The organism is Antrihabitans auranticaus (genome assembly GCF_016481275.1).
Lineage (GTDB): Bacteria > Actinomycetota > Actinomycetes > Mycobacteriales > Mycobacteriaceae > Antrihabitans.
In genome coordinates, this window is sequence record NZ_JAEMNW010000005.1 from 289238 (window position 1) to 302983 (window position 13746).

General features: G+C 66.3%; 1 protein-coding gene. It reads right to left on the reverse strand.

Annotation, left to right across the window (positions count from 1 at the left end; genetic code table 11):
• Positions 1-26: 26 nt before the first annotated feature.
• Positions 27-13733, reverse strand: coding sequence for a non-ribosomal peptide synthetase (locus tag JGU72_RS22910; protein ID WP_233532843.1), 13707 nt, complete (start codon positions 13731-13733; stop codon positions 27-29).
• Positions 13734-13746 lie beyond the last annotated feature (13 nt).

A 13746-nucleotide genomic window follows, 5' to 3' on the forward strand; every position in this document is an offset into this window, starting at 1 on the left:
GACCCCGCATCATGATCGACAGCAAGTTACCTGACGTTACCCTCCGCGGCCAAGATCGGTCCGATCAGGGACAGGGCGTCCGGGCCCAGCAGTTCGCTGTGCCGAGCGGGGACAGGATGGTTGACGACCGCGCCGCTCACATATGGCTGCCAGGTCAGCGCAGCGTCCTCCGCGCTCGGATGCTCGACCTCCGCACTGACGAAAACCAGGTCACCGGCGAAGGTCTCCGGCCGGTAGGTCGTCGACAACCGCGCGGACCGCACCGCCGTCGCGAACAACCGCTGGACCTGGCCGATCGTCACCGACGCGTCCGCGCCGAGCGAGTCGAGCAGTCGGCGCGCTTGATCGTCGGTCAGTTCGGTCAGCGTGGCGGCGCTCGCCTCGGTGATGCCCGCCGCGAGCAGGGTGTCCGCCAGTTCGCTGCTGAAGACGTCGAGGTCGATGGCGTGGACGCTGTCGAGCATGACGAGCGACGAAACCTCGGCGCCGAGCGCCTGCAGTCGCACAGCCATGGCGTGAGCAATGACACCACCGAGCGACCAGCCGAGCAGCCGGTACGGACCACTCGGCCGGACCGCGCGAATCTCGTCCACATAGCGCTCGGCAATCGCGTCGATCGATTCGGGCGACCACTCTGCGTCGACCAGCGCCGGTGACTGGACGCCGTAGACGGCGAGGCCGTCGGGAACGAACTGCGCAATCGACGTGTACATCCAGGCCAAGCCCATCAGCGGATGAATACAGAACACCGCGTCGTCCGCGTCCGGAGTACGGATCGGCAGCACGACGCCGAGGCCTCCCGCCGCCGCAGCCGGGCTCGGTGCGGTCAGCTGCTGCGCGACATCGGCGACGGTGCGATACGCGAACAGCCACTGCAGTTGGAACTCCGCGGGTCGACCGTCCGGCAGGGTCAGGTCGCGCAGCCGGGCCGCAACTCGCGCAGCCGACAGCGAGTTTCCGCCGAGCGCGAAGAAATCGTCGTCGAGTCCGATCCGCTCGATGTCCAGGACATCCGCGATGACTGCCGCAACGGCCTGTTCGACGTCGGTTTCCGGCTCCCGGAAAGGCCGGTCGCTGACGAACTCCGGCGCGGGCAGGCCCTTTCGGTCCAGCTTGCCGTTCGGCGTCAACGGCAGTTCGTCGAGCGTGACGATCGCGTCGGGGACCATATAGCCGGTGAGGAACTCGCCGACCGCGGTCCGGACTTCGGCCGGATCGACACTCGCGCCGGACTGCGGAACCACATAGCCGACGAGCCGATCCTCCACACCCGCATCGGAGCGCACGACTGCGACCGCATGCGCCACACCGGCGCACCCAGCGAGGGCAGCCTCGATCTCACCGAGTTCGATGCGGAACCCGCGCAGCTGCACCTGCAGGTCACTGCGGCCCGCGTACTCGAGCTGGCCGTCTGCGTTCCAGCGTGCGAGATCGCCTGTGCGATACATCCGGTCGCCGCCGCCGAACGGGTTCGCGACGAACCGAACAGCCGCGAGGTCCGGGCGGCCGAGATACCCCCGCGACAGTTGCCGACCGGTCACGTAGACCTCGCCGGGCACGCCGACCGGCACCGGGCGCAGCCGCGAATCGAGCACGTACACACTCAACCCGGGCAGCCCGCGGCCGATGATGCTCGCCGCGTCGTTCGCCAGCTCGGCGTTCAGACCGAGGAAGGAGACGTGGACCGTCGTCTCGGTGATGCCGTACATGTTGACCAGGCGCGGTGTTGCCGGTCTGCGCTCGTACCAGTCACGCAACCGCCGCAGATCCAGTGCCTCGCCGCCGAAAACGACGTGTCGCAAAGCCAATTCGGCTTGCTGGCTACGCGCCCGGTCTGCTTCGGCCAGCTGGTAGAACGCCGCGGGCGTCTGGTTGAGGAACGTCACCTGTTCGCGGACGAGGAGTTCCAGGAAGTCCTGCGGTGTCCGCGTCGTGAAGTAGTCGACGATCACGAGCCTGCCGCCGTAGGCAAGCGCGCCCCAGAGCTCCCACACCGAGAAGTCGAAGGCATAGCTGTGAAAGAGCGTCCATACGTCGGAGTCGTCGAAGCCGAACAGTGGCTGGCTGTTTCGAAGCAGTTCGACGACGTTGCGATGGGTGACGCCGACGCCCTTCGGCCGACCCGTCGAACCCGACGTGTAGATGATGTAGGCGAGGTTGTCCGGACGCAGCGGCGCGGTCCGGTCCGAGTCGGCCACCGGCTCGCCCGACGCGGTGTCGCTGTCGTCATCGATTCGGAGCACCGGCAATGTCGTGGCAGGGAAGTCGCCGAGATCGTCAGAGGTCGACACCACGCACACGGGCGCCGAGTCCGCGAGAATGAATTCCAGTCGGCTTGCGGGATGGGTGATGTCGAGTGGAACGTATGCCGCGCCAGCCTGCAGGACGCCGAGCACGCCGACGACGAGGTCGGCAGATCTGCCGAGCGCAAGGGCAACCCGGTCATCCGGCCCGACACCGGCGCGAATCAGTCTGCGCGCCAGCCTGTTCGCACGCTCGCTCAGTTCGCCGTAGCTGATCCGATCGGCACCGTCCACCAGCGCGACCGCGCCGGGGCTTGCCGAAACCCACGATCGGAAAAGGTCGAGCAACGTCGCTTCGGTCTGCTCGCTGCCCGGGTTCTGCCACTCCTGTAGCAGTAACGTCCGTTCCGCGGATTCGACGACGTCGATATCACCGACCGGCGCCTCGGGCCGGGCAATCATCTGCGCCAACACGTTTCGATACCGGCGTGCCAACAGCTCGATCGCCTGCCCGTCGAAAAGCTCGGTCAGGTAGGTCATGCGCAGCTTGAGTGTGGAGTCGAGCTGAGCAATCACCGTTACCGGGTAATGCGTCGCATCCGCGGATTCGACACTGGCGAGACTCATTCCGTCGATCGAGCTCGCGCCTGCAGCAATTCCCTCGGCGTCGATCGGGTAGGACTCGAACACGAAGAGAGTGTCGAACTGTGCACCCGCACCGGCGACTGCGTTGATGTCTGCCAGCCGGACCAAGTGGTGCCCGAGCAGCGAGGCCTGGCTCGCCTGCAACTCTTCGAGCACGGTCGCGACGGAATCGGCTGCGCTACAACGTACCCGAACGGGCAGCGTGTTGATGAAGAGTCCAACCATGTCTTCGACGCCCGGCAGTTCCGGTGGGCGGCCGGACACTGTGGTGCCGAAGACGACGTCTTCGTCGCCGGTCAGCTTGCCGAGGAGCACACCCCACGCAGCCTGGACGACGTTGTTGACCGTCACCCCGGTCTGCGCGGCGAAGCGCGACAGCTCCGCGGTCTCGGCCTCGTCGAGTCCGAACCTGTATTCACCGGAGATCGAGGTGATCTGCCGGGCACGGTCGGCGGGCGCCAGCAATGTCGGCTCGTCCACGCCCGCAAGGGCTTTGCGCCACGCGGCCATCGACTCGTCGGCGTCCTGACGCGACACCCACTCGAGGAAGTTCCGGTACGAACGCGGCGCGGGCAATACCGACGCGTCGCCGCGCGTTGCGTAGAGCACCAACAGGTCCTTCATCAGCAACGGCATCGACCAGCCGTCCAGTAGGACGTGATGGTTCGTGATGATCAGCCGGAACCGGCCGGGGGCAAGCGTCACGAATCGGAAGCGCAGCAGCGGCGGGGCGGTGAGGTCGAAACGCCGCGACCGCTCCGTCTCCGCAAGCCGTTGCACGGCCGCATCCGAATCCGACGAACTGGTCAGATCCGTTTCCGCCCAGTCGATGTCGACGTGGTCGAGTACGACCTGAACCGGCTCACCTGCATAGTTGGTCAGGAACGCGGTCCGCAGGTTCGGGTAGCGATCGAGCACGGCCTGTGCTGCCGCGCGCAGCCGCAACGTGTCGACAGTGCCGTCGAGTCCGACCGTAACCTGCGCGGTGTAGACGTCCACCGACGTCGCCGCGAGCATGGCGTGGAAGTACATGCCGGCCTGCAGCGGAGACAGCGGCCAGACGTCCGTCATGGCGGGGTAGTGCGCCTCCCATGCGTCGACGTCGCGCTGAGTCGAGGACACGAGCGGAAGATCCGACGGTGTCAGACCACCGGCACCCGGCTGTGCAACGTGGTCGACCAACGCGCGCAATGCCGCGATCCAGTGCTCCGCCAGTTCGTTGACGTCGGCACGTTCGAGCAGGGTCGTCGGGAAGCCGAAGTTCGCGCTCAATTGGCCGCCGACCACGATCGCATTGATGTCGAGTGCCGTCATCGCGGGCATGTCGGGGTCAGGCGTGCCGCTGAGGTCGCCCAGGTCACCTGCCGGGATCCACCCGATGTCGGCGAAGCCCGCCGGCACGTCGTCGGCAGAAATTCGGCCGAGGTAGTTGAATGTGATCTGCCCACCTGCCATTGCACCGAGTTCGGTTGCGGTGTCGGGGTTCAGATAACGCAGCAACCCGTAGCCGACGCCACGCTCGGGCACTGCTGCCAACTGCTCCTTGACCGCCTTCACTGCCGCACCGGCGGCGGGCCCCGACGCAAAGGCGTCGTCTAGGTCGATCCCCGCGAGGTCGAGCCGGACCGGGAAGATGCTCGTGAACCAGCCGACGGTCCGCGCGAGGTCAGCGCCTGGAACCAGACCCTCTTCCCTGCCGTGCCCTTCGAGACTGAGCAGCGTCGACGACTCGGCTATCCCCCGATCGCGGCGCCAGCGCGAAACCGCAAGTGCGAGTGCGGCAAGCAGACCGTCGTTGACGCCGCCGTGGAACAACTTCGGCACCGTCGTGAGCAACTGCTCTGTGACGTCCGCGGGGATGCTGACCGCGATCTTCTCGACCGCTATCGCGAGATCGATTGCGGGATCGAACGGCCGGTCACCCAGTGCCGGGTCGGCGCCCGCGAGCGTGGCTCGCCAGAACGGCAGTTGCGCAACGAGATCGGGTGCGACCGCGCGCTCCACGAGGGCGTGGGCCCAGCGGCGCATCGAGGTGCCGACCGCCGGAAGCGCGACGTTCTGCCCGTGCGAAAGCTGCCCCCACGCGGCAATGAAGTCGGGTATCAGGATCCGCCACGAGACCCCGTCGACCACCAAGTGGTGGGCAACGACGACAAGCCGGCCGGACCGCGTCGGAGACCCGACGGGATCGAGCCAGACGAACTGCAGCACAACACCGTTTGCAGGATCGAGCCGCCCGAGGGCGGCATCCTGCGCGCTGACAGCAAGGGCGGCGACGGCGGCAGTGTCCAGGGCTGCGTCGAACTCGAGACGGGTGACCAACGCGTCGACGTCGACACTGCCGGCCGGCTCGGTCACAAGCAACCAATCGTCCTCGACGCGTGTGAGTTTCGCTCGCAGCACGTCGTGGCGGTCGATTACGGCGGCGACGGTCTGTACCAGCAGGGAGCGCTCGATGCCGATCGGCAATTCCAGCGCGACCGACTGATTGTAGCGGTCGAACCCGCCGCCGCGACCGACCATGAACGAGACGATCGGCGGCAGCGGCATCGGCCCTACGCCGCCACCTTCGAGCTCGACCAATTCCACAGGTGCAGCGCCGGATTCGGCGTGCAGCTGTGCGGCCTCGGCGAGCCCGGCAACAGTCTTGCGTTCGAAGACGTCCCGGGGCGTGAACACGACGCCGCGCGACTTCGCCCGCGACACAAGCTGAATCGACACGATGCTGTCGCCACCGAGTGCGAAGAACGAGTCGTCGGCCCCTACCGTCTCCAGGCCGAGAACCTCGGCGAACACGCTTGCAATCGACTTTTCCAGCTCGGTTTCCGGTGCCCGGGATGCCAGCGAACCCACGAAGCTGGGCGCGGGCAGGGCACGTCGATCCAGCTTGCCGTTTGCGGTCAGCGGCAGTTCGGCGAGCACGACCAATACGTCCGGAACCATGTAGTCGGTCAGGAAGCCGGACACGAAGTCCGACACCGCAGTGGTGTCGACGGCGCCCCCGGAACGTGGCACGACGTAGCCGACCAACCGCTCGCCGGTGCGCTCGTCGCTACGGACGATCGCAACGGCATCCGCGACCGACTCGTGCCGCAGCAACGCCGCCTCGATTTCGCCCAGTTCGATTCGGAAGCCGCGCAATTGCACCTGGGAGTCGCTGCGGCCGGCGTATTCGAGCTGACCGTCGGAGTTCCAGCGGCCGATGTCGCCGGTGCGGTACATCAGCGCGCCCGGTGCGCCATACGGGTCGGCGACGAACCGGCCCGCCGACAGCCCAGGACGACGCAGATAGCCGCGCGCCAACTGACCGCCGACCACGTACATCTCCCCCGCGACGCCGATCGGAACCGGATGCAACCGCTGATCGAGCACGTACACGCCCAGACCCGGAATTGCACGGCCGATGACGCTCGCGGCACCGCTTGCCGCCGCCGCGGAATCCAGCGCCGAATGGCTGACATGGACGGTGGTTTCGGTGATGCCGTACATGTTGACCAGCTGCGGGGTGTCGTCCGCGTGCCGTTCGTACCAGCTCTGCAGACGCCGAAGTTCGAGCGCTTCACCACCGAATACGACGTACCGCAGTGCGAGTTCCCCGGCGGTCTCCGGTTCGTCGGTCAGGGCGACGCGATCTGCCTCGGCGAGCTGATAGAACGCCGACGGTGTCTGGTTGAGTACGGTTACCCGTTCTCGCACAAGCAGTTCCCGGAACTCATCGGGCGACCGCGTCGTGAAGTAATCGACGACGACCAGTGCGCCGCCGTGCAGCAGCGGACCCCACAGCTCCCACACCGAGAAATCGAAGGCGTAGGAGTGGAACAGCGTCCAGACGTCCGATTCGCCGAAGCCGAACTTGCTCTCGGTATGCGCGAACAGGCGCACCACGTTTCGGTGCGGGATCAGCACCCCCTTGGGGCGACCGGTCGAGCCCGAGGTGTAGATCACGTACGCAGCGTTTTCGGGCCGCAGCTTGCCGTTGCGATCGGCATCTGTGACGGGTGCATCGTCGAACGTCTCGGTGTCGCCGACATCGACCACCGGCAGCTCCGCACCCAGACCCGCAGCAGCATCGCCCTGGGTCATCAGGCAGACCGGTCGGGCGTCGGAGAGCATGAACTCCAGCCGTTCCCGCGGATAGGTCACGTCGATCGGCAGGTAGGCGCCGCCCGCCTTCAACACTGCGAGCAGTGCCACGACCAACTCGACCGATCGCGGCAACGCGACGGCGACCAGCGCCTCGGGACCGACGCCCTGCGCAATCAGCTTGCGCGCCAGCCGGTTCGCGCGCGCATCGAGCTCACCGTAGTTGATCCGGAGCTCGCCGTGCACGAGTGCATCCGACGTAGCGGATCGCCTGACCCGCTCGTCGAACAGTTGCACCAGAGTCGCGTCGGCAGCGGTGAGCACCGGATCGTTCCATTCGAACAGCACCTGCGCGCGGTCCGCGTCGCCGAGCAACGCGATGTCGCCGGTCGGCACGGCCGCGTCGCGCACGGCCGCGGCAAGGATCGCCTGGAATCTGTCCACGAATTCGGCGACCGTCGATTCGTCGAACAGTTCGGTCGCATAGGTGACCACGCCGAGCAGACCGGCCGGCGCACCGTCTTCGGATGTGTTCTCCGACAACGTGAACTGCAGATCGAACTTGGCCAGATCGATGTCGAATTCGACGCTCGACACCGTCAGCCCCGGCAGTTCGAGTGCGGCGCGCGCCATGTTCTGGAACGTGAGCATGACCTGGAACAAGGGGTGCCGCGCTTGCGAGCGTTCGGGATCGAGGATCTCGACGAGGCGCTCGAAAGGCAGGTCGGCGTTGCCGAACGCACCGATGTCGGTTGCCCGTGCGCGCGTGAGCAATTCGGCGAACGACTCATGCGGATTGACGTCGGTGCGCAACACGAGTGTGTTGACGAACATCCCGATCAGGCTGTCCAACTGTTCTTCGCCACGCCCGGCGACGGGTGTTCCGATCGCAACGTCGGTGGTGTTCGCGGTCCGGGCGAGCAGCACCGCGAGCGCGGCGTGCACAGCCATGAACAGCGTCGAATTGTGTTCGCGGGCAAGCTCGGCAAGCCCGCCGTGGACCTCCGCTGCGACGGTGAACGAGAAGTTGCCACCGCGATTTCCTGCGATCTGCGGGCGTGGCCGGTCGGTGGGCAGTTCCAGTTCCTGCGGGAGGCCGGACAGCGTCGTGCGCCAGTAGTCGATCTGCTTCGCGATCAGGGAATTCGCGTCCTGCTCGGAACCGAGTGCTTCGCGTTGCCAGAGTGCGAAATCGGCGTACTGCACGGCAAGCGGCGGCCAGTTCGGCTCCGCGCCGTGGCGCTGCGCCTCGTAGGCGACGACCAGGTCCCTGGTCAGCGGGCCCATCGAGAAGCCGTCACCGCTGATGTGGTGGACCACCACGGTGAGCACATGCTCGTGCGGCGACACCTCGAACAACCGGACGCGAACCGGGATCTCCGACGTGACGTCGAAGCCACGGAAAGCGAAGTCGCTCACCGCAGCTACAACGGCGTCGGCCGGCACGACGACGGGTGTCAGGTCGGGAACCACGTCCGCGCCCGTACGGATCTGCTGATACGGCTTGCCGTCTTGCTCGGGGAACACGGTGCGCAGGGATTCGTGCCGCCAGATCACGTCGCCGACGGCAGCTTGCAGTGCAGCGACGTTCAGGTCACCGGTCAGCCGGATCGCAACCGGCAGGTTGTTGACTGCCGAGTCGGGGTCGAGGCGGTTGAGGAACCACATGCGCTGCTGTGCCAACGACAGTGGGATCTGCGCGGGCCGGACACGCGGCGCCAGCAACGTCCCGGGTCCGGCATCGGAATGCGCCTCGACGCGTGCGGCGAGTGTCTGCACGGTCGATGCTTCGAACAGCGTGCGTACGGGGATGCGGGTACCGAGCGCCGCCCCCAGTCGCGCTACCGCCTGCGTCGCGACGAGCGAGTTTCCGCCCAGTGCGAAGAAGTCGTCGTCGAGACCGACCCGCGCCCCGCCGAGCAGATCTGCGAAGACTCCGGCAACGATCTCTTCGACAGGCGTTGTCGGAGCACGGAATTCGCGCTGCTCGAAGGTCGGCTCCGGCAGCGCCTTGCGGTCGAGTTTGCCGGACGAGTTCAGAGGAAACTCGTCGAGCACCACGACCGCAGCGGGGACCATATACGTCGGTAGGCGGCCGTCGAGCCAGGACACCAGTTCGTCCCCTGCCACAGTCGCACCCGGACCAGGTACGACATAGGAAACCAACTGGTCGCCGGTGACGGTCTGCTGCACGACCGCGACTGCCTGCTGCACCGCGGTGTGCCCGAGCAGCGCGGTCTCGATCTCGCCGAGTTCGATCCGCTGGCCGCGGAACTTCACCTGGAAGTCGGTGCGCCCGATGTACTCCAAGATGCCGTCCCGGCTCCACCGGACCAGGTCACCGGTGCGATACATCCGATCGCCGGAGCCACTGTAGGGATTCGCGACGAACCGGTCGGCGGACAGGTCCGGCCGCGTGACATAGCCGCGAGCAAGTTGCACGCCCGCGAGATACAGCTCACCGGGTACGCCGTCGGGAACGGGCTGCAGACGACTGTCGAGCACGTATACCGCGCTGTTCCATTCGGGGCGGCCGATGGCGACGATCGGTTCGCGAGTCTGCCGCTCCCCCACACGCGCGGGCCAATAGGTGATCGAGACCGCAGCCTCGGTCGGACCGTAAAGATTGTGCAGGCCCGCGGAACTCACGGCCGCGAACGCGGAAACAGTCTCCGGTGGCAGCGCCTCACCGATGACGAAAACGTGGCGCAGCGACCGCAATTGTGCCGCGTCGACCTGTCCCGCAAAGACGGCCAGCATCGAGGGTACGAAATCGGTGATCGTAACGTGTTGTGCGGCAATGGTGTCGGCGAGGTAGAGCGGATCACGGTGGCCGTCGGGTGTGGCGACAACCAGGGTGGCGCCGACGCGCAGGGGCATGAAGTAACCCCACAGTGACACGTCGAAGGTCGTGGCGGTCTTCTGCAGATAGACGTCCGACGCGTCCAACCGGTACTCGGACTGCATCCAGGCGACCTGGTTCGCGATCGCACTGTGCGGAACCGCAACGCCTTTCGGGCGACCGGTCGAGCCGGACGTGAAGATCGCGTACGCGGGATGATCACCGCGAAGAACGGCCCGCCGCTCGTCGGCTCGGAGCGCGGCAGCAGAGTACGGAGACAGGTCGACGGCATCGATCTCGATGACCGCTCCCGATTCGGCGGCAAAGCCGTCCCGGGTCGTGCTCAATATGCATGCCGGCTGTGCGGTGTCGAGGACGTGCGCGATGCGCTCGGCCGGGTGATCGGGATCGATCGGCACGTACGCGCCGCCTGCACGCACGACCGCGTACATCCCGACCACGAGGTCGATCGATCGTCGCATGGCGAGGGCCACAAGCGATTCCGGTCCGACACCGTTCGATATCAGCAGCCGGGCAACCTGATTGACGCGCGCATCGAACTCGCCATAGGTCAGCTGGTCACCCTCGAATACGACCGCAGGCGCATCGGGTGTCCGCAAGACTTGCGCGTCGAATCCGGCGAGGAGGTACTCGTCGGAGACGTCGAAGTCGGTGGCATTGCGTTCGATCAGGAGTTCGCGACGTTCACTCGCATCGAGCAGGTCGATGTCACCGACCGGACGGTCCGAGTTGGCCGCGACGGCCGAGAGCAGCTGCAACAACCGACCGGCGAGCAACCGTATGGAAGAGTCGTCGAAAAGATCTGTGGCATAGGTGAACAACGCGCCGAGACTGCCTGGCGAATCGTGCTCCGGGACCGAAATCGTCAGCTGCAGATCGAACTTCGCGAGTACGCCGTCGAACTCGACGGCTTCCACGCGCAGTCCCGGCAGTTCGAGCTCGGCAGTGCCCATGTTCTGGAAGAACAGCGCCACCTGGAACAACGGGTGATGGGCGGTGGAGCGGACCGGGTCGAGCACCTCCACGAGTCGCTCGAAAGGCATGTCCGCATGCGTGAAGGCGGCGAGGTCGTCGTCGCGAACCGCTACCAGGAGGTCGGTGAACGACAGCCCCGGATCGACATCGGTCCGCAGTACGAGGGTGTTGACGAACATGCCGACGAGGTCGTCGAGTGCTTCCTCGCCACGACCCGCGATCGGCGTACCGATCGTGACATCCGTTGTGGCAGAAACTCGTCCGAGTACGGCAGCGAAGGCCGCGTGGACCACCATGAACAACGACGCCTCGTGATTGCGGCCGAGTTCCTCGAGCGCTTTGCGCAGCGTGTCGTCGATGACGAATTCGTAGGTCGCACCCGCGTTGGACCCGACCACCGGGCGGGGCCGGTCCAGCGGGAGGTCGATCCGGTCGGGCAGGCCGTCGAGCCGCTGTCGCCAGTAGGTCAGCTGCTGCGCCGCAAGCGAATTCGGGTTGCTCTCCGCACCGAGCAGGGTGCGTTGCCACAGTGTGTAATCCGCGTATTGCACCGGCAGTGCCGGCAGGTCCGGTTTGCTACCGCCGAGCCGTGCCAGATAGCTGCCGACCAGGTCGCGCACCATCGGCACCAGTGACGCACCGTCGGCGGCAATGTGGTGGACAACGATTGCCAGCACGTGTTCTGCCGGACCGACCGCGAGCAGGGCGATCCGCAGCGGGACAGCCGCGGTGACGTCGAAGCCGCGCATCGCGAAGTCCGTTATCCAGCCGATCAACTCGCTCTCGGCGACCGGCACCGCCGCCAACTCGCTGACGACGTCCGCGGTCGGGAGTACGACCTGGTGACCGATGCCGCCGTCTTCGGGGTACACGGTTCGCAGCGACTCGTGCCGCTCGATGACATCGCGGACCGCGGCACCGAGGACCGCGGGATCCAGTTCAGAGACCAGCCGAATCGCGAAGGGGATGTTGTTCAGTGCCGATGCCGTGTCGAAGCGGTTGAGGAACCACATTCGTTGCTGCGCCAGCGACAACGGAATGTTCTCCGGTCGCGTCTGCGGTGTGAGGCGTGGCCGACCGCCTTCGCCACGCAATACTTCGACGGCCGTAGCAAGAGCCGACACCGTGCTGGACTCGAATACAAAGCGAGCAGGGACGCGCGCATCCAGCTCGGCACCGAGTCGCGCGGCGACTTTCGTTGCGATCAGCGAGTTTCCGCCGAGATCGAAGAAGTCGTCGTCGCGTCCGACCCGCTCGACGGACAGCACCTGCGAGAAGACGCGGGCAACCAACTCTTCGGCGGCGTTCGCGGGCGGACTGTATTCGCGAACCTCGAAGACAGGTTCCGGCAACGCATCCCGATCGAGCTTGCCGACCGGGGTCAACGGGATCTTGTCGAGCACCATGAGAACCGTGGGCACCATGTGGACGGGCAACATCCTGCCCACGAACTCGAGCACCTCGTCGGTGTCGAGGACACGATTCTCGTCGGGCAGCACGTAGGCGACGAGAGCGGTGGTACCGGAAGACGTTTCGCGTCCGATCGTCACGGCAAAGGCAATGTCGGGATGCGCTGTCAACGCGGCGTCGATCTCGCCGGGCTCGATGCGGAACCCGCGAATCTTCAACTGCGAGTCGTTGCGTCCGACGAACTCCACTTCGCCGGAATCCCGTAGCCGCACAATGTCTCCGGTGCGGTACATGCGCTCGCCGGGCTCTGCGGCGTACGGATTCGCGACGAAACGCTGGGTCGTCAACGCGCGCCGCTCGTGGTAACCGCGCGCAAGTTGCAGACCTGACAGATACAGCTCCCCGGCCACTCCGACCGGCACCCGCTGCAGGCGGGCGTCGAGGACGAGTGCGGTCATGTTCCGGATCGCCGGACCGATCGTGATCGCCTCGCCGGGCTGCAGCGGATCACTGATGTTGGTCATGATGGTCGTCTCGGTCGGCCCGTAGCCGTTGAAGAACTCCCGGCCGTGCGCCCAGCGGTTGACCAGTTCAGGCGGGCAGGCTTCGCCACCGACGCAGACCACACGGAACTCGTCGAGACCCGCTGGATCCACCGACGCCAACGCCGCAGGTGTCACGAAGCCATGGGTGACACGCTGGGCAGCCACGATCGACGCCAGCTCGGCGCCGCCGTAGATTCCCGGCGGCACGATAACCATCGTCGAGCCGGCGGCAACCGCGAGCAGGAGTTCGAGGACAGACGCATCGAAACTCGGCGACGCGAAATGCAGCGTCCGTGCCTCTGCCGTCAGGCGATAGCGCTCGCGCTGTTCGGTGCAAAAGTTCGAGAGACCGGATTGCGTCACGACGACACCCTTGGGCAGGCCCGTCGAACCGGACGTGTAGATCACGTACGCGACGTTCTCGGCGCGCAGCGGCCGGACGCGGTCTGCGTACGAAACGGGTTCGGACGACACGTCCGCCAATTCACTCTCGATCCCCGCGCCGTCGATGACCAGCCATTCGACGTCGTTCGCCGACACCCGTTCGAGCGCAGCGGCAATGGTCACGCCGATCACGACGCGGGAGTCGCCGACCATGTGCGCGATGCGATCGGGCGGGTAGTTCGGGTCGACCGGCACGAAGCCCGCACCGGTCTTCGCGACCGCCCAGACAGCGAGGACGGATTCGATCGATCGCGGAATACCGACCGCGACAAGATCTTCGGGGCCGAGGCCACGGCCGATGAGCACGCGGGCGAGCCGCGACGACTGCGCATCCAGCTCGGCGTAACTGATCTCGCGACCGTCGAACGAGATGGCGATGCCGGTGGGGTTCATCTCGACTGCGGCGTTCAGCAGGCTCGGCAGCGGCGCGAACGGGTTGCGCCGCTTACGTTCTGCACCGCGGGCACTCGCGCGCCGTGGCCGCACCGGGCGCGCCGTTTCGTTCGGCTCGTCCCTATCGGTCATCGAGCGACCACTC